The 16377-nt window shown below is 69.8% G+C and carries 16 protein-coding genes; 8 read left to right on the top strand and 8 right to left on the bottom strand.

The window, feature by feature from the left end; all coding sequences use genetic code 11:
• Nucleotides 1-91 precede the first annotated feature (91 nt).
• Both DEU36_RS07470 and glpK read left to right on the top strand, forming a co-directional pair.
• The gene (locus DEU36_RS07470; RefSeq protein WP_120263597.1) at nt 92-844 is read left to right on the top strand and encodes an MIP/aquaporin family protein; all 753 of its coding nucleotides are present in this window, start codon (nt 92-94) and stop codon (nt 842-844) included.
• Nucleotides 845-889: 45 nt separating this feature from the next.
• A complete protein-coding gene (glpK, locus tag DEU36_RS07465) occupies nt 890-2404 on the top strand; it encodes a glycerol kinase GlpK (RefSeq protein WP_120263596.1) in 1515 nt (504 codons plus the stop codon).
• Nucleotides 2405-2473: 69 nt separating this feature from the next.
• On the opposite strand, the gene DEU36_RS07460 is transcribed toward glpK, so the two are convergent.
• Nucleotides 2474-2983 carry a GNAT family N-acetyltransferase gene (locus DEU36_RS07460; protein WP_120263595.1) on the bottom strand — a complete coding sequence of 170 codons (510 nt, stop codon included), beginning with the start codon at nt 2981-2983 and terminating at the stop codon, nt 2474-2476.
• On the bottom strand, nt 2968-3705 hold the full coding sequence (locus DEU36_RS07455; protein ID WP_259455268.1) for an aminoglycoside 3'-phosphotransferase: 738 nt from the start codon (nt 3703-3705) through the stop codon (nt 2968-2970). The genes DEU36_RS07460 and DEU36_RS07455 overlap by 16 nt, the downstream gene beginning before the upstream one ends.
• A gap of 385 nt (nt 3706-4090) precedes the next feature.
• Between DEU36_RS07455 and DEU36_RS07450 the strand changes: the two genes are divergently transcribed.
• From DEU36_RS07450 to DEU36_RS07440, 3 genes are read left to right on the top strand one after another with little or no spacing between them, the layout of a single operon-like run.
• Nucleotides 4091-4852 carry an SDR family NAD(P)-dependent oxidoreductase gene (locus DEU36_RS07450; RefSeq protein ID WP_120263593.1) on the top strand — a complete coding sequence of 254 codons (762 nt, stop codon included), beginning with the start codon at nt 4091-4093 and terminating at the stop codon, nt 4850-4852.
• A complete protein-coding gene (locus tag DEU36_RS07445; RefSeq protein WP_120263592.1) occupies nt 4849-5688 on the top strand; it encodes an enoyl-CoA hydratase/isomerase family protein in 840 nt (279 codons plus the stop codon). The genes DEU36_RS07450 and DEU36_RS07445 overlap by 4 nt, the downstream gene beginning before the upstream one ends.
• On the top strand, nt 5685-6527 hold the full coding sequence (locus DEU36_RS07440; protein ID WP_120263591.1) for an NAD(P)-dependent oxidoreductase: 843 nt from the start codon (nt 5685-5687) through the stop codon (nt 6525-6527). The genes DEU36_RS07445 and DEU36_RS07440 overlap by 4 nt, the downstream gene beginning before the upstream one ends.
• 23 nt (nt 6528-6550) lie before the next feature.
• On the opposite strand, the gene DEU36_RS07435 is transcribed toward DEU36_RS07440, so the two are convergent.
• The 6 genes from DEU36_RS07435 to DEU36_RS07410 all read right to left on the bottom strand — a co-directional run bounded on the left by DEU36_RS07435 (nt 6551) and on the right by DEU36_RS07410 (nt 13412).
• Nucleotides 6551-7030 carry a GNAT family N-acetyltransferase gene (locus DEU36_RS07435; RefSeq protein WP_120263590.1) on the bottom strand — a complete coding sequence of 160 codons (480 nt, stop codon included), beginning with the start codon at nt 7028-7030 and terminating at the stop codon, nt 6551-6553.
• Entirely contained in the window at nt 7030-7899 is an 870-nt protein-coding gene (locus DEU36_RS07430) for a Cof-type HAD-IIB family hydrolase (protein ID WP_120263589.1), read from the bottom strand. The genes DEU36_RS07435 and DEU36_RS07430 overlap by 1 nt, the downstream gene beginning before the upstream one ends.
• A 23-nt stretch (nt 7900-7922) precedes the next feature.
• Nucleotides 7923-8798, bottom strand: a complete 876-nt coding sequence (locus DEU36_RS07425; RefSeq protein ID WP_120263588.1) for a Cof-type HAD-IIB family hydrolase — start codon at nt 8796-8798, stop codon at nt 7923-7925.
• Between the two features lie 83 nt (nt 8799-8881).
• A complete protein-coding gene (locus tag DEU36_RS07420) occupies nt 8882-10297 on the bottom strand; it encodes a glycoside hydrolase family 1 protein (RefSeq protein ID WP_120263587.1) in 1416 nt (471 codons plus the stop codon).
• Between the two features lie 144 nt (nt 10298-10441).
• Nucleotides 10442-12313 (bottom strand): beta-glucoside-specific PTS transporter subunit IIABC, encoded by a 1872-nt coding sequence (locus DEU36_RS07415; RefSeq protein ID WP_120263586.1) that lies wholly within the window; start codon nt 12311-12313, stop codon nt 10442-10444.
• A 187-nt stretch (nt 12314-12500) separates the two neighbouring features.
• Nucleotides 12501-13412, bottom strand: a complete 912-nt coding sequence (locus DEU36_RS07410) for a PRD domain-containing protein (RefSeq protein ID WP_120263585.1) — start codon at nt 13410-13412, stop codon at nt 12501-12503.
• A gap of 93 nt (nt 13413-13505) precedes the next feature.
• Here DEU36_RS07410 and rlmN point away from each other — a divergent pair, with 93 nt between their 5' ends.
• Genes rlmN through DEU36_RS07395 form a run of 3 tightly spaced genes read left to right on the top strand, consistent with a single transcriptional unit; the run spans nt 13506 to nt 16362 of the window.
• The gene (rlmN, locus tag DEU36_RS07405; RefSeq protein WP_120263584.1) at nt 13506-14789 is read left to right on the top strand and encodes a 23S rRNA (adenine(2503)-C(2))-methyltransferase RlmN; all 1284 of its coding nucleotides are present in this window, start codon (nt 13506-13508) and stop codon (nt 14787-14789) included.
• A gap of 55 nt (nt 14790-14844) precedes the next feature.
• Nucleotides 14845-15858 carry an aldo/keto reductase family protein gene (locus DEU36_RS07400; protein ID WP_120263583.1) on the top strand — a complete coding sequence of 338 codons (1014 nt, stop codon included), beginning with the start codon at nt 14845-14847 and terminating at the stop codon, nt 15856-15858.
• Nucleotides 15859-15870: 12 nt separating this feature from the next.
• Nucleotides 15871-16362, top strand: a complete 492-nt coding sequence (locus tag DEU36_RS07395; protein WP_120263582.1) for an NUDIX domain-containing protein — start codon at nt 15871-15873, stop codon at nt 16360-16362.
• The last annotated feature ends 15 nt before the right edge of the window (nt 16363-16377 follow it).

The following is a 16377-nucleotide window of genomic DNA, read 5'->3' as shown; positions in this document are numbered from 1 at the left end:
CCCGGCGAGGCCCGACGCCGGATCACCCTCGGGCCATCCTCTCGCGCGGCGATGTCGCCCGCGGTGATTCTGCAGAAAGGTCGACGCTGACATGCACGACATCAATCTCGGGCTCTACTTCGTGTCAGAGCTCGTCGGGACGGCGATGCTGCTCCTGCTCGGCGGTGGCGTGGTCGCCAACGTCATCCTCGCCAAGTCGAAGGGCCTCGGCGGCGGGACGCTCATGATCAACTGGGGCTGGGGCCTGGCGGTGTTCGCCGGTGTCCTCGTCTCGTCGTACTCCGGCGCTCAGCTGAACCCGGCGGTCTCGATCGGGCTCCTCGTGGGCGGAAAGATCGAGTTCGCCCACTTCCTCGTTGCCGTCGCCGCCCAGTTCGTCGGCGCCTTCCTGGGTGCCGTGCTCTGCTGGCTGGCCTACCACGACCACTTCGACGCCGAGCCCGACCCGGCCAACAAGCTCGGCGTGTTCTCGACCGGCCCCGGCATCCGTGCCTACGGCTGGAACCTCGTCACCGAGATCATCGCGACCTTCGTACTCGTGTTCGTGATCTTCGGATTCGCCGACTACGGCGACATCGAGATCGGCACCCCGGGTTCGCTCGGCCCGCTCACCGCCGTGCCCGTCGCGCTCCTCGTGGTCGGTATCGGCGCCTCGCTCGGCGGCCCCACCGGCTACGCCATCAACCCGGCCCGCGACCTCGGCCCGCGCATCGCCCACGCCGTGCTCCCGATCAAGGGCAAGGGATCGAGCGACTGGTCGTACGCGTGGGTTCCCGTCGTCGGACCCCTCATCGGCGGTACGCTCGCGGCACTCGCCGCCGGCGCCCTGCTCGGCCTCGCCTGACCCTCTTCACGAACCGCCAACGCTGACAGACAAGGACGTCACATCATGACCGACTACATCATCGCCCTCGACCAGGGCACGACCTCGAGCCGCGCGATCATCTTCGACAAGAAGGGCTCGATCATCTCCGTCGGGCAGAAGGAGCATGAGCAGATCATGCCGCGGGCGGGCTGGGTCGAGCACGACCCGATCGAGATCCGCGACAACATGCGCGAGGTCATCGGCATCGCGCTCGGCCGCGCCAACCTGACCCGCCACGACATCGCCGCGATCGGCATCACCAACCAGCGCGAGACCGCTGTCGTGTGGGACAAGAACACCGGCATCCCCGTCTACAACGCGATCGTGTGGCAGGACACCCGCACGCAGTCCATCGTCAACCGCCTGGCCGGCGACGAGGGCGTCGAGCGGTACAAGGACATCGTCGGACTGCCGCTGGCGACCTACTTCTCGGGCACCAAGATCGTCTGGATCCTCGAGAACGTCGAAGGTGCCCGCGAGAAGGCCGAGGCCGGTGACCTCATCTTCGGCACGACGGACACCTGGGTGCTGTGGAACCTCACCGGCGGCCCGTCGGGCGGCATCCACGCGACCGACGTCACGAACGCGTCGCGCACGCTCTTCATGGACCTCGAGACCCTGGAGTGGCGCGACGACATCCTCGCCGACTTCGGTGTGCCGCGCTCGATGATGCCCGAGATCCGCTCCTCCAGCGAGGTCTACGGCGAGGCGCGCGACACGTCGCTGCTGCGCGAGACGCCGGTGGCCGGCATCCTCGGCGACCAGCAGGCGGCGACGTTCGGGCAGGCGGCGTTCGACGCCGGCGAGAGCAAGAACACCTACGGCACCGGAAACTTCCTGATCTTCCAGACGGGCACCGAGATCGTGAAGTCCGAGAACGGCCTCCTCACGACGATCGGGTACAAGCTCGGCGACGGACCGACCCACTATGCGCTCGAGGGATCGATCGCCGTCACCGGCTCGCTCATCCAGTGGCTGCGCGATCAGCTCGGGATCATCTCCACGGCGCCGGAGGTCGAGCAGCTCGCGCTGTCGGTCGAGGACAACGGCGGCGTCTACTTCGTGCCCGCGTTCTCGGGCCTGTACGCGCCGTACTGGCGGCCCGACGCTCGAGGCGCGATCGTCGGCCTCACGCGCTACGCCAACCGCGGCCACCTCTCGCGCGCAGCGCTCGAGGCGACGGCCTTCCAGACGCGTGAAGTCCTGGATGCCGTCAACGCCGACTCGGGTGTCGACCTGGCCGAGCTGAAGGTCGACGGCGGCATGATCGCCAACGACACGCTCATGCAGTTCCAGGCCGACATCCTGGGGGTCCCCGTCGTCCGGCCGGTCGTCGCCGAGACGACCGCGCTGGGTGCCGCTTACGCCGCCGGCCTCGCCGTCGGGTTCTGGAGCGACCTCGACGAGCTCCGGGCCAACTGGCAGGAGGACAAGCGCTGGACCCCGAACGACGACGTCGAGGAGCGCGAGCGTCAGCTGCGGCTGTGGAAGAAGGCCGTGACGAAGTCGATGGACTGGGTCGACGACGACGTCCGCTGACGACGAAGGCCTAGCGCGCGGCCCCCGAGCTTTCCGGCCCGGGGGCCGCGTCGTGTCAGAGCGGTCCCGTCAGAGGGGGAGGGCGAAGCACACCGAGCGCGGCATCGTCTCGGCGTAGGGCTCATAGACCGGGATGCGGCTGAACCCCATCGACGTGTAGAGCGCGATCGACTCGGGCTGCTGGAGTCCGGTCTGGAGGATGACCCGCTCGGCACCATCGTTGCGGGCGGCATCGAGGGCTGCCGACATGAGTCCGCGCGCGATGCCGACGCCGCGAAAGTCCGCGGTCACGATGAGGCGCTTGATCTCCCATTCGTCGCCGAGTCGGCGGAGGATGACGTGCCCCGCGGGGGTGTCTGCGGAGCCGGCCCGGGCGGCGAGGGCGATCAGGGTCGTGACGATCTCATCGGGGTGCGTCGCGAGCGCGCGGGCGCGGGCACGGCGTCGCTCGTCGGGTTCGTCGCCGTGGAATCCGTCGTAGCGCGCGCCGAGATCGTCGTCGAGCTGTCGGCGCAGGTCGCGTGCGCGCGGATCGCTGTAGGCGACGTCGACGATCCGCCAGGTCAGGTCTCGTTCCACAGCGACCGATAGTAGGCCAGACGGTCGGCGTCGGGGGCGATCCCGTAGGCGTCGATGAGCGCGTCCTCCCAGCCGGGGCCGTAGTTCCACTCGGTGCTCATCGAGGCCACCGCGATGTCGGCCCAGCGGTCGGCGACGCCGAGCGCCCCGAGGTCGACGTGGGCGAGCCAGCGTCCGTCGTCACCGACCAGGGTGTTGGGGCAGCAGGCGTCGCCGTGGCAGACCACGAGGAGGTCGGGCTCGGGTGCGTCGCGGAGGGATGCCGGCACGGCGATGCCCCGGGCCTCGGCGTTTCGCAGCCGGTGCGCGACGCTCCAGTCGTAGGGGCAGTCGGCGACCGGCAGGGCGTCGTGGAGGGCGCGGAGTCCCTCGCCGACCGCCCGCACCGCGGTCGCGGGATCGGCGAGCCACCGGGGATCGACGGCCGACCGGCCGGGGAGAGTGCGGGTGACGAGCCACTCGACGTCGCCGTCCTCGCCGGTCTCGATGACCTCGGGAACCGACGTGAACGGCGCAGCCCATCGCAGGCGCTCCGACTCGACTCGCATCGAGGTCTCGGCGTTCCGCGGGCCGACCTTGACGACACGGCCGTCGTCGGTGCCGAGCGTGATACCCCCGATGGCGTTGCGCCAGAGCGGGGTCGCGGCGGTGCCGGCGGTAAGCCGTCGCAGTCGCGCTGCGATGTCGGCGCGGACGGGCGCGTCCGGGGGCAGCAGGGTCACAGCCACATCCTGCCGCCTTCGCTCGCCGTCGAGGCCGACATCCGCCGCGCGCGAGTTGCCGTCCGCAGGTTGGTGGGGTGGTTCCGCTGCCGCGCCGCGGTGGAACGGCAGCTCAGCCTGTTCGCGGCACACGCGGTCGACGGCCTGAGCGGCGCCCGGCCTGAGCGGAGACCGGTCGGCCGGAGGCGATCCGCGGAGGTTCGGCGCCCGGGCTGGGCGTTCCGTCGTCAGGGCCGGAGCGGCTCTCGGGGTGGCTGGGGTGCGTCTGGGGCAGTTCAGCCTGTCGACGGCACCGGCGCGGCGCGCGGAGGGTGCTCGGATCGCCCGGGCGCGGAGGTCGGCCCCGGGCGTTCTAGGGTGGAGGGGCGAGTTCGAAGGAGAACACATGCAGATCGCGGGAGCCTCCGCCCTCATCACGGGCGGCGCCAGCGGGCTGGGCGCGGCCACGGCACGGCGCCTCGCTTCGGGCGGCGCGCACATCACGATCGTCGACCTGCCGGGGTCGCCCGGGCGCGAGGTCGCCGAGGCCCTGGGCGGCCGGTTCGCCCCCGCCGATGTCACCGATCCCGGTGAGGTGGCCGCCGCCGTCGAGACGGCGGGTAGCGCGGCGCCGCTGCGCATCGTCGTCAACTGCGCCGGGATCGCGCCGCCCGCCAAGGTGCTCGACCGTGCGGGTGCCCCGACACCGCTGGCGGACTTCGAGCGCATCGTCCGGATCAACCTCGTCGGCACCTACAACGTCGTGGCGCAGGCGTCGGCCGTGATCGCGCGGACCGAGCCGACGGAGACGGGGTCGCGTGGCGTCATCGTCAACACCGCCTCCGTCGCCGCCTTCGACGGACAGATCGGCCAACCCGCCTACGCCGCCTCGAAGGGCGGGGTGCACGCGATGACGCTGCCGATCGCGCGCGAGCTCGCGCGCTACGGCATCCGCGTCTGCACGATCGCGCCGGGGATCATGCAGACGCCCATGATGGCGGGGCTGCCGGATGCCGCGCAGCGCTCGCTGGGTGAGCAGGTTCCGTTCCCGCCGCGTCTGGGCGCGCCGGAGGAGTTCGCCGCGCTCGCCGCCCATATCGTCGACAACGACTACCTCAACGGCGAGACGATCCGTCTCGACGGCGCGATCAGAATGGCACCCCGATGAGCGACACTGCACCCGCAACCGACACTGCAACCGCAACCGACACTGCACCCGCAACCGACACGGTGTTGCTACGCCGCGAGGGCGCGCTCGCGCGGATCACGCTGAACCGCCCGGCATCGCTCAACGCGGTCGACGCCGACATGGCGGTCCGCTGGCGCGAGGTGGCCGCGGAGGTCGCCGCCGACACCTCGATCGGTGCCGTGATCCTGGATGCGGCGGGCCGCGCCTTCTGCGCCGGCGGCGACGTCGTGTCGATGTCGACGTCGGGCATGGGTGGCGCCGCGGTCACCGAGACGGCCCGCATCATCCACGACGGCATCGCGTCGCTGACGGGCGCGGCGGTGCCGATCGTCGCCGCGGTGCAGGGCGCGGTCGCCGGGGGAGGCCTCGGCATCATGCTGGTCGCCGACTACATCGTCGCGTCGCCGTCGGCGGTCTTCGTCAGCAAGTACGCCAACATCGGCCTCACGCCCGATCTGGGGGTCTCGACGCTGCTGCCCGCCGCGATCGGTCAGCGCCGCGCGCTGCAGCTGCTGCTCCACGACACCGCGCTCGACGCCGCGGCCGCGCTCGACTGGGGCTTGGTGGCCGAGGTGGCCGACGACCCCGCCGCCCGGGCGCAGGCCCTGGCCGACTCGTGGCTGGCGGGCGCGACGCGCGCCTTCGGACAGGCCAAACGTCTCGTCCGCGACGGCGCCGCGCGGTCGTTCGCCGAGAACCTCGACGACGAGGCGCGGACGATCGGCGCGCGCTTCGACACCGACGAGGCGCGAATGCGCATCGACGCGTTCGCCGCCGCATCCGCACGCCGTACCCGAACCGAGGAGACCTCATGACCGACGCGAAGCCCCTCGCGGGCAAGACCCTGCTGATGTCGGGCGGCAGCCGCGGCATCGGCCTGGCCATCGCGCTGCGTGCCGCGCGCGATGGTGCCAACATCGCGCTGCTCGCCAAGACGGACCAGCCGCATCCGAAGCTCGAAGGCACCGTGCACACCGCCGCCGCCGCGATCGTCGAGGCGGGCGGCCGAGCCCTGCCGATCGTCGGCGACGTGCGTGACGAGGACTCGATCACCGAGGCCGTGCTGAAGGCGCAGGGCGAGTTCGGCGGCATCGACATCGTCGTGAACAACGCCTCGGCGATCGACCTGTCGGGCACGCTCGAGCTCGGCACGAAGCGCTTCGACCTCATGCAGGCGGTCAACGTGCGGGGGACATTCCTGCTGTCGCGAGCGGCGATCCCGGCCCTGCGCGACGCCGAGAACCCGCACATCCTCTCGCTGTCTCCGCCACTGAACCTCTCGCCGAAGTGGCTCGGCGCACACACGGGGTACACGCTCGCGAAGTACGGCATGACGATGGCGACCCTGGGGATCGCCGCGGAGTTCGCCGCCGACGGCATCGCGGCCAACACGCTGTGGCCGCGGACGACGATCGCGACGGCGGCGGTGCGCTATTCCCTCGGCGGCGAGCGGATGATGGCGGCGAGCCGCACCCCCGAGATATACGCGGATGCCGCGTACGAGGTGCTCGTGCAGCCCGCCGGCGAATACACGGGGCAGACCCTGATCGTTGAGGACGTCCTCGAGGCCGCCGGTGTGACCGACTTCTCGGGCTACGCCGCGGTCCCCGGAACACCGGACGCGGAGCTGTTCCCCGACGTCTTCCTCGACTGAAGGGATGTGCTGCCCGAGCGCGGTCAGAGGGGCTTGCGGAGGAAGATCTGGAAGGTGCCGTCGTCCTGCGGCACGCGCTCGGACTCGGTGTAGCCCTCGCGCTCGTACAGGCGCAGGTTGGCCTCGCTGAGCGATCCCGTGAACAGCTCGGCCTCGCGCGCACCGGCCGCCCGTCCGCGTTCCTCGACGGCGGCGAGCAGGGCCGTGCCCACGCCCGACCCCTGCTGGTCGGGGGCGATGGCGATGCGGCCGATCAGCAGCAGCTCGCCGTCGAGGCGGGCGCGCGCCGCTCCGACGATGCGACCGTCGTCGACCGCGACGCAGCCGAGGTTCTCCGCCAGCTCGGCACGAAGCTCGTCGAGGGTCTGGGTGAGCGGCGGCATGTCGGCGGCGTCGTAGATGAGGGCCTCGGACACGAACGCGGCGCGCTGCAGGGTCAGCACCTCGCCGGCGTCGGCGGGGTCGATGGGTCGGATGTCGCGGTCGTCCGCGCCCGGCGCCATCAGGCGGCCGTCTCGGGGTCGATGATGCCGTGGCGGACGAAGGCGTTCCAGATGCCGTCGTCGAGGACGCCGGTGGTGACCTCGCCGGCGATCTGCTGCAGCTGCGGGTCGGCTTCGGCCATCGCGATCGCGGTGCCGCAGACCTCGAACATCTCGACGTCGTTCCAGCTGTCGCCGATCCCGACGGCGTCCGCGGCGTCTCGGCCGAGGTGCGTCAGCATCGCCTGGATGCCGGTTCCCTTGTTCGTGCCGCGCATGCCGACCTCGCCGTTCGAGCCGGTGGGCAGGGGCATGCTCCCCGGGATGACGTGGAACTCCTCGCCGAGCGCGGCCTGGGTCTTCTCGACCGCGTCGGGGTCGGAGCTGACGAACACCGCCTTGGCGATGTGGTCGAGATCGGCCTCTTCGACGGGGGCGAAGCGCGGCGCGGCCACGACGTCCTCGGCGAGGGCGACGGTGGAGAGGTCCTCGGCATGACGGCGACGGCGTTCGCTGATGAAGTCCGCGATGAACGACCGGACGCCCTCGCTCGCGTACACGCCGTCGTGCGACTGGATGAAGTACCGCGTGCCCTGCTCGTCGAAGTAGGCCATCACCCGCTCGACGGCCGTGCGGGGCATCAGTTCGGCGAGGACGGTCTCGTCGCCGGAGACCGCGAGGGCGCCGCCGTTGGAGATCGCACCGTCGAAGCCGATGTCGAGCACGCGAGGGTTGATGTCGCCGGCGGCGCGTCCCGTGCAGAGATAGACGAGGTGCCCGCGTTCGCGCGCGGCGCGGACCGCGGCGATCGTCGAGGGGGCGATCGTCTCGCCGTGCGCGAGGATGGTGCCGTCGACGTCGAGGAAGATGATGCGAGTTTCCGACGTCACCCCTCCAGCGTAACGGGGGGCGCTCACAGCAGGCCGTGTCGCGCGAAGGCGTTGTGGATGCCGTCGTCGTCGATCGCGGTCGTGACCTCGTCGGCGAGGGCTTGAACCTCCGGCGCGGCGTTGCCCATCGCGATCGCGGTGCCACAGACCTCGAACATCTCGGCGTCGTTCCAGTTGTCGCCGATGCCGATCGCGTCCGATGGGTCGACGCCGAGGTGGGCGAGCACCTCGAGGATCGCGGCGCCCTTGTTCACGCCGCGCGGCGCCACTTCGCCCGAGCTGCCCTCGGGCAGGGGGATGGTGCCCGAGACGACGGCGAAGTCGGGGGCGAGCTCGGCGAGCATATCGGCGACGGCGTCAGCGTCGTGCGCCAGGATGACGGCCTTGGCGATCTCGGCATCCGAGAAGTGGACCTCGTCGTCGAAGGTCTTCATTCCGACGCTGAAGAACTCGAGCTCGTCGGGGTCGGCCCCGGCGGCCAGCGCGTCCTCGATGTGGCGGGCGCGGTCGCGCTCGAGACGGTCGGCGAGCAGAGCCGGCAGGCCGGGGCTCGCGAACATGCGGTCGAACGACTGGAAGTACCAATGGATGCCGCGGGCCTCGAACGCCGCGCTGAGGCGCGCGACCTCGGCGGCCGTCATGAGTCGCGAGACAACCAGCTCGTCGCCCACCCCGGCGAAGGCGCCTCCGTTGGTGACGGCGCCGTCGAAGCCGATGTCGAGGATGCGGCCGCGCAGCTCGGCCATGCCGCGGCCGGTGCTCAGCAGCACGAGGTGCCCGTTCTCGCGGGCACGGCGGACGGCGGCGACGGCGGACTCGGGCAGATGGGTGCCGTCTTGCAGAAGCGTGCCGTCGACGTCGAGGAACACGGCGCGGCGGCGGAAGTCGGACGAAGTCATTCGATCCCTTTCGGACGCGGAGAAAGGGCGCGGTCGCGGGCCAGAAGGAGGGCCCCGCGACCGCGCCCGGTCGGGTCGGCGTCTCAGCGAGTGAGCGAGGCGCCGTTCGTGCGGATGACCTCGGCGTACCAGCCGAACGACTTCTTCTCGTAGCGCTCGAGCGAACCGGTGCCGTCGTCGTTGCGGTCGACGTAGATGAAGCCGTACCGCTTGCTCAGCTGCGCGGTCGAGGCGCTGACGAGGTCGATGCAGCCCCACGAGGTGTAGCCGAGCACCTCGACGCCGTCGGCGATCGCCTCGCCGACCTGCACGAGGTGGTCGTTGAGGTAGGCGATGCGGTAGTCGTCGACCACCGTCTTGACACCGTCGACCTCGACGAGCTCGTCCTTGGCGCCCAGCCCGTTCTCGACGATGAACAGCGGCTTCTGCCAGCGGTCCCAGAACTGGTTGAGCACGAGGCGCAGGCCCACGGGGTCGATCTGCCAGCCCCACTCGCTCGCCTCGAGCGTGGGGTTCGGGACGCCGCCCATGATGTTGCCCTCGCCGGTGACCTTCTTCGCCGGGTCGGCGGTCGCGGCGACCGACATGTAGTAGCTGAACGAGACGAAGTCGACCGTGTTGGTCAGGTCGTCTCGGTCTTCGTCGGTGATGTCGAGCTCGATGCCCTTCTCGGCGAGCGTACGGAGGAAGTACCCGGGGTATGCGCCGCGCGTGTGCACGTCGCCGTAGACGAGGTTCGAGTGGTCGAACGACATGACCTCGAGGGCGTCGGCGGGCGAGGGCGAGAGGGGGTACACGGGCATCGACAGCACCATGCATCCGATCTGCGCGCTCGGGGCGACCTCGCGCGCGATGCGCGTCGCACGGGCGGATGCCACGAGCTCGTGGTGCATCGCCTGGTAGAGCTGCTGCTCGGTCAGCTCGTCCTTCGGGGTGTTGATGCCGCCCGACATGAAGGGCGCGTGAAGAAGCGAGTTGATCTCGTTGAAGGTGAGCCAGTACTTCACCCGTGCGCCGTACCGCTCGAAGAGCGTGCGCGCGTAGTTCTCGTAGAAGCCGATGAGCCGGCGGTCGGTCCATCCGTCGTAGGTCTCGGCGAGGTGGAGGGGCGTCTCGTAGTGCGAGATGGTGACGAGCGGCTCGATGCCGTGCTTCTCGAGCTCGTCGAGCACGCGGTCGTAGAAGGCGAGGCCCGCTTCGTTCGGCTCGGTCTCGTCGCCCTTCGGGAAGATGCGGCTCCAGGCGATGGAGAAGCGGAACGTCTTGAAGCCCATCTTGGCGAAGAGGGCGATGTCGTCGGCGTAGCGGTGGTAGAAGTCGATGCCCACGAGCTTGAGGTTGTCGGGGGTCGGCTCGTCGGTGCGGGCGCCGACGATGCCGCGGGGCATGACGTCCTGCACCGAGAGTCCCTTGCCGCCTTCGTCGTAGGCGCCCTCGAGCTGGTTCGCGGCAGTCGCGCCGCCCCAGAGGAATCCGTCGGGGAAGGTGGTGGTGCTCATGGCTCTCTCTCGTTTCGTATCGCTTGTCCCGCGGGTGGGCGGGACTGTGTATCGCTTGTCCCGAGGGTGACGGGACGGGGTGGGGGGGGGGGGGGGGGGGGGGGCGCGTTCGGGTCCGCGCCCCCTCCATACGGGGTGCGTCGGTCAGTTCGCGAGCGCGGACTCGACCGAGACCGCCGTGAACAGCGGCTCGCCGTGCGCGATCGGGCCGGACGCCTGGTCGGTCAGGGCGGGGTACAGCTCGCCGTTGGTGACGATGACCGGCGTGGTGAGGTCGTAGCCCGCACGCTCGATCGCATCGCCGTCGAACTCGACGAGCAGGGCGCCGGCCTTGACCTCCTGGCCGGTGGTGACCTTGACGTCGAAGTGCGCACCGGCGAGCTTGACCGTGTCGATGCCGATGTGGATGAGCACCTCGGCGCCGTCGGCGTGACGGAGTCCGATCGCGTGACCGGTCGGGAACGCGGCGGCGACGACCGCGTCGAAGGGGGCGTAGACGGCACCCGAGCGCGGCTTGATCGCGACGCCGTCACCGAGGCTGCCCTCGGCGAAGGCCGCATCGGGGGTCTCGCTGAGCGGCACGACCGTGCCGTCGACGGGGCTCAGCACGACGACGTCGTTGCCGGACGCGGCGGGAGCGGCCGACGGCGCGGCATCCTCTTCGGGCTCCGTGAATCCGACGATGGCGGTGAGCAGGAACGGGATGATGATCGCGGCGGCGAGGCCGATGATGAGCATGACCATGTTGCCGTTGCCGAACAGGGCCGGAAGGGCGAGGCCCGAGGGTACGACGAACGCAGTCGAGAACACGCCGCCCATCGCGATGATCGCGCCACCGATCACACCGCCGACGATGCCGAAGGCGAAGGGGCGCTTGAGGGGCAGGTTGATGCCGTAGATGGCGGGCTCGGTGATTCCGGCCAGGAAGCCCGACAGCGTGGCGGGAGCCGCGAGCGACTTGAGGTTCTTGTTGCGCGCGCGCACCCAGACACCGGCGACCGCGGCGGCCTGCGCGAGGACGGCTGCGAAGACCGGGCCGATGAGCAGGATCTGGCCGGTGGTCTGGTACTCCAGCGTGAACAGCGGCACGAGACCCCAGTGCAGGCCGAAGATGACGAAGACCTGCCAGAAACCGCCCATGATGGCGCCACCGGCCCACGGAGCGTTCTCGAAGACCCAGCCGATGCCGTTGCCGAGTGCGCCACTGAGGATCGCGGAGATCGGGCCGATGACCACGAACACGATCGGCACGGCGATGAGCACGACGATCATCGGGGTGACGAAGCGGCGCACGGCACCGGGGAGCTTCGCGTACAGGAACTTCTCGGCGTGGCTCTGCAGCCACACGATCACGATGATCGGGATGACGCTCGAGACGTAGGTGACCATCGTGAAGGGGATGCCGAAGAACGTCAGGCCCTCGACGCCGACGAGCGGTGTGATCGTCGGGTAGAGCAGCGCCGCCGCGATGGCGAAGGCGGTGAATTCGTTCGCCTTGAAGTACCGCGCGGCCGTGAAGGCGAGCGCCATCGGCAGGAAGTTGATGAGGCCGTCCGACAGGGCGTTGAGCACCGCGTAGGTCGAGTTGTCGGTGGTGATCCAGCCGAAGGTGACCGCTGCGGCGAGGAATGCCTTGAGCAGACCCGTGCCCGCCAGGGCCCACAGCAGCGGCGTGAAGATCGCGGAGATCATCGAGATGAAGCGGTTGAAGAGGTTGCCCTTCGGGCCCTCTGATTCCGCGGCGTCGGAGCCGGAGCCGGAGCCGGCGCCGAGCTTCGAGATCTTGCCGATCTCGGCGAAGACGTCGGGCACGTCGTTGCCGATGACGACCTGGTACTGGCCGCCGGCCTGGGCGACGGTGACGACACCGGGCACGGCCTTGACGGCGGCGGTGTTCGCCTTCGACTCGTCCTTCAGCACGAAACGCAGACGCGTCGCGCAGTGGACGAGGGAGTTCACGTTCGCCTCGCCGCCGACGCCCTCCAGGACGCCGGCCGCGGTCTTCGAGTAATCCATCGGGACTGCTCGCTTTCTGCCGCAGCATCGCGGCACTCGGGTGGAGGAAGCCCCCGCATCCGTGTTTCCGGGCAACAAAAAAACCTGAACTCGTTCACCGCCGATCAAAGCGATGTGAGTTCAGGTTTTGCCCGCTGCCGCGGTAACAATCCGGAGACTTCCGCAGGGCAGCGACGCCCTGCGAGGGTCACGGTAGCACGGGACCGGAGTCTTGGCCAGCGGCGTTCGCGCCGACCTGGGTCGCGAGGCGCTCGACGTGCACGATGACGTACAGCAGCTCCTCGTCGGTCAGCTCCGACTCGGTGGCCGCGCGGACGTACGCCTTGACCTCTTCGGCGATCGCGTACGAGCGCGGATAGCTGTGCTTGGCGAACTCGAAGAACGACGTGTCGGCGCTGCGCAGCATCGTCTTGGACACCAGGCGTTGGAGCAGGAACTGGATGTGCAGGATGAAACGCGCGTAGTCGGGGCTGTCGGTGTCGAGCTTGACGCCGAGACCGTTCTCGACCGTCATGACGACGTGCTGCAGCCGCCGGAAGAGCAGGGCCGCTGTGCCGTTGGGCTCGTCGCGGGTCGCGTTGAGCAGGTGCATCGTCAGGAAGACCGCCTCTTCGGCGGGCAGCTCACGGTCGAGCGACTCGGAGATGGCGGTAGCCATGCGCTGCGCCGCGGAGAACTCGTGCGGGTGCAGCACGCGGAGCTCGGGCATGTTCGTCGCCGGGATGCGGATGCCGTTGTCGAGGCGTTCGAGCACGAACTGGATGTGGTCGATGACGGCCATCGTGAAGAACCGGTCGAGGTGGTGGCCGAGACGGCGCTCGGCCTCGTCGACGGCGCGCGTGACGGCTTCGACGACCGGGTAGGGAACGTCGGTGAGCAGCTGGCGCTCGCGCTCGCCGGCATCCCCGGCGTCGAGGATGAACGTCTTCTCGACCTTGTCGGGGTCGAGGGTGTCGGACGGCTTCAACTGGAATCCGAGCCCGCGCCCCATGAGCACGCGCTCGCGGCCGTGCTCGTCGACGGTGATGACGACGTTGTTGTTCAGCACTTTGTGCACGACGGTGCCGCGCGGGGGCGGGGCGACGTCGTCGAGGTCCATGGCTGAAGTCTAGAGCTGAGGAGATGCGGTCGCCGGGCACGGCGAATGCCGGCGGCCAGCCTTCGCGCAGCCGGCGCCGGTACCCTGGATCATATGACCGACTCAGAGCCCGTGCGCGAGACCGCGTCGTCCGTGCGCGAGACCTCGACGCCCGTGCGCTCCACCAAGCCGCGTCAGGTGCGTCCGGCGACCGAGGGCTGGTCGCAGCAGAAGGATGAGAGGGGTCGTCCGCTGCTGCAGTTCGCGAGCCCGAAGCGTGGCAAGCCGCCGGTCCACCTCGCCGACCTCACGCCCGAGCAGCGCGTCGAGAAGGTGAAGGAGCTCGGCATGCCCGGCTTCCGTGCCAAGCAGATCGAGAAGCACTACTTCCGGCACTTCACCTCCGACGCCGCGGAGATGACCGACCTGCCTGCCGCGGGGCGCGACGAGCTCATCGCGGGTCTGCTGCCGCCGCTGCTGACGGAGGTGCGCCGGCTCGAGACCGACCGCGGCGACACCATCAAGTTCCTGTGGAAGCTCCACGACGGCGCCCTCGTCGAGTCGGTGCTCATGCGCTACACCGGCCGCATCACGCTGTGCGTGTCGAGCCAGGCCGGCTGCGGCATGAACTGCCCGTTCTGCGCGACCGGCCAGGCGGGTCTGACCCGCAACATGTCGGCCGCCGAGATCGTCGAGCAGGTCGTCCGCGCCAACCGCCTCATCGCCGACGGCGGCCTCGGCGACCCCCGCAAGGTGGGTCATGAGGGCGAACGCGTCACGAACATCGTGTTCATGGGCATGGGTGAGCCGCTCGCGAACTACGCGCGCGTCATGCAGGCCGTGCGCACGATGGTCGACAAGGACCACGGCATCGGCATGAGCGCGCGCGGCATCACGGTGTCGACGGTCGGACTCGTGCCGGCGATCCAGAAACTGACGAAGGAGGACATCCCCGTCACCTTCGCCCTCTCGCTGCACGCCCCCGACGACCAGCTGCGCGACGAGCTCATCCCCGTCAACTCGCGGTGGAAGGTCGACGAGGCGCTCGACGCCGCCAAGGCCTACTTCGACCAGACCGGCCGGCGCGTGTCGATCGAGTACGCCCTCATCAAGGACATGAACGACCACGCCTGGCGAGCGGATCTCCTGGCCGAGAAGCTGAACGCCCGGGGCCGCGGCTGGGTCCATGTGAACCCGATCCCGCTGAACCCGACGCCCGGTTCGATCTGGACCTCGTCCGAGCCCGAGGTGCAGGACGAGTTCGTGCGACGGCTCAACGAGGCCGGCATCCCGACGACCCTCCGCGACACCCGCGGCAAGGAGATCGACGGCGCGTGCGGTCAGCTCGTCGCGACCGAGGACGACCAGCGCGCGGCCGACACCGTTCCCGCCGGTTGAGGTCATAAGACGCAACTCCGGCCCGTGCGCGTCCACCGCGAGGTAGCGTTTTCCCATGGTTGAGTATCGCTACCTCGGCAACAGTGGATTCAAGGTCTCGGAGATCACGTACGGCAACTGGGTGACGCACGCGTCGCAGGTGGAGAACGACGCGGCCATCGCGACCGTCCACAAGGCGCTGGACCTCGGCATCACCTCGTTCGACACCGCAGACGCGTACGCCAACACGGCCGCGGAGGTCGTGCTCGGCGAGGCGCTGAAGGGTCAGCCGCGCGAGACGCTCGAGATCTTCACGAAGGTGTACTGGCCGACCGGCCGCAAGGGACCGAACGACCAGGGGCTCTCGCGCAAGCACATCTTCGACAGCATCAACGGGTCGCTCCGCCGCCTCGGCGTCGATTACGTCGACCTCTATCAGGCGCACCGGTACGACTACGAGACGCCGCTCGAAGAGACGATGCAGGCCTTCGCCGACATCGTCCGCCAGGGCAAGGCGCTCTACATCGGCGTCAGCGAGTGGACGGCGGAGCAGCTTCGCGAGGGCCACGCCCTCGCGACGAAGCTCGGGTTCCAGCTCGTCTCGAACCAGCCGCAGTACTCGGCGCTCTGGCGCGTCATCGAGGGCAAGGTCATCCCCGCCTCGCAGGAGCTCGGCATTTCTCAGATCGTCTGGTCGCCGCTCGCGCAGGGCGTGCTGACCGGGAAGTACCAGCCCGGCCAGCCCGTGCCCGAGGGGTCGCGCGCGACCGATGAGAAGAGCGGCGCGAACTTCATCAAGCGCTTCCTGAACGACGAGGTGCTCACGGCCGTCCAGAAGCTGAAGCCGATCGCCGACGAGGCGGGCCTCACTGTCGCGCAGCTCTCGCTCGCGTGGGTGCTGCACAACGAGAACGTCGCGGCGGCGCTTGTCGGCGCCTCGCGCCCCGAGCAGCTGGAGGACACCGTCAAGGCCTCGGGCGTGAAGCTCGAGCAGTCGGCGTACGACGCGATCAACGACGCCCTCGCCGGCGTCGCGGTGACCGACCCGGCCGAGACCGACAAGGTCTCGCCGAAGACGCGCCCGGCCTGATTCCGCCTGATCGTGGTCACGACGAGCGCCGGCATCCTGCCCTACCGCATCGCTGCGGACGGCACGGTGTCGGCGCTCGTCGCGCACATGGGCGGGCCGTTCTGGTCGGCCAAGGATGCCGGGGCCTGGTCGATCGTGAAGGGCGAGTACGACCCCGACGGCGAGGCGGCGCTGGATGCCGCGCGACGCGAGTTCCGCGAGGAGCTCGGGCTCGAGGCGCCCGACGGCGAGTATGCCGAGCTCGGCACCTTCTCGTACTCGTCGGGCAAACGGGTCACGGTCTTCGTCGTCGATGGCGCGGAGTTCGACGTCTCGGGTGCGGTTTTCGGCGAGTTCGAGATGGAGTGGCCGCCGCGGTCGGGCCGTACGGCATCCTTTCCGGAGGTCGACCGCGTCGAGTGGGTCGACCTCGGCCGTGCCCGCGAACTGCTCGTGAAGGGACAGCGGCCGGCGCTCGATCGGCTCGCCGATCTCGTGCATGGGGAGAACTCCCCATCGCCGTGACCACCCGAGTGTTCC

It is taken from the genome of Microbacterium sp. AG238, assembly GCF_003610405.1.
In the GTDB taxonomy this organism is placed as follows: domain Bacteria; phylum Actinomycetota; class Actinomycetes; order Actinomycetales; family Microbacteriaceae; genus Microbacterium.
The sequence above is the reverse complement of the archived record's forward strand: the minus strand, read 5'-3'. Positions and strand labels throughout refer to the sequence as shown.

Coding starts and splice junctions, on each gene's coding strand:
- DEU36_RS07445 (WP_120263592.1), top strand. CDS start 4,849: ATGAGCGACACTGCACCCGCAACCGACACTGCAACCGCAACCGACACT.
- DEU36_RS07425 (WP_120263588.1), bottom strand. CDS start 8,798: ATGACTTCGTCCGACTTCCGCCGCCGCGCCGTGTTCCTCGACGTCGAC.
- DEU36_RS07470 (WP_120263597.1), top strand. CDS start 92: ATGCACGACATCAATCTCGGGCTCTACTTCGTGTCAGAGCTCGTCGGG.
- DEU36_RS07420 (WP_120263587.1), bottom strand. CDS start 10,297: ATGAGCACCACCACCTTCCCCGACGGATTCCTCTGGGGCGGCGCGACT.
- DEU36_RS07400 (WP_120263583.1), top strand. CDS start 14,845: ATGGTTGAGTATCGCTACCTCGGCAACAGTGGATTCAAGGTCTCGGAG.
- DEU36_RS07410 (WP_120263585.1), bottom strand. CDS start 13,412: ATGGACCTCGACGACGTCGCCCCGCCCCCGCGCGGCACCGTCGTGCAC.
- glpK (WP_120263596.1), top strand. CDS start 890: ATGACCGACTACATCATCGCCCTCGACCAGGGCACGACCTCGAGCCGC.
- DEU36_RS07450 (WP_120263593.1), top strand. CDS start 4,091: ATGCAGATCGCGGGAGCCTCCGCCCTCATCACGGGCGGCGCCAGCGGG.
- DEU36_RS07440 (WP_120263591.1), top strand. CDS start 5,685: ATGACCGACGCGAAGCCCCTCGCGGGCAAGACCCTGCTGATGTCGGGC.
- DEU36_RS07435 (WP_120263590.1), bottom strand. CDS start 7,030: ATGGCGCCGGGCGCGGACGACCGCGACATCCGACCCATCGACCCCGCC.
- rlmN (WP_120263584.1), top strand. CDS start 13,506: ATGACCGACTCAGAGCCCGTGCGCGAGACCGCGTCGTCCGTGCGCGAG.
- DEU36_RS07415 (WP_120263586.1), bottom strand. CDS start 12,313: ATGGATTACTCGAAGACCGCGGCCGGCGTCCTGGAGGGCGTCGGCGGC.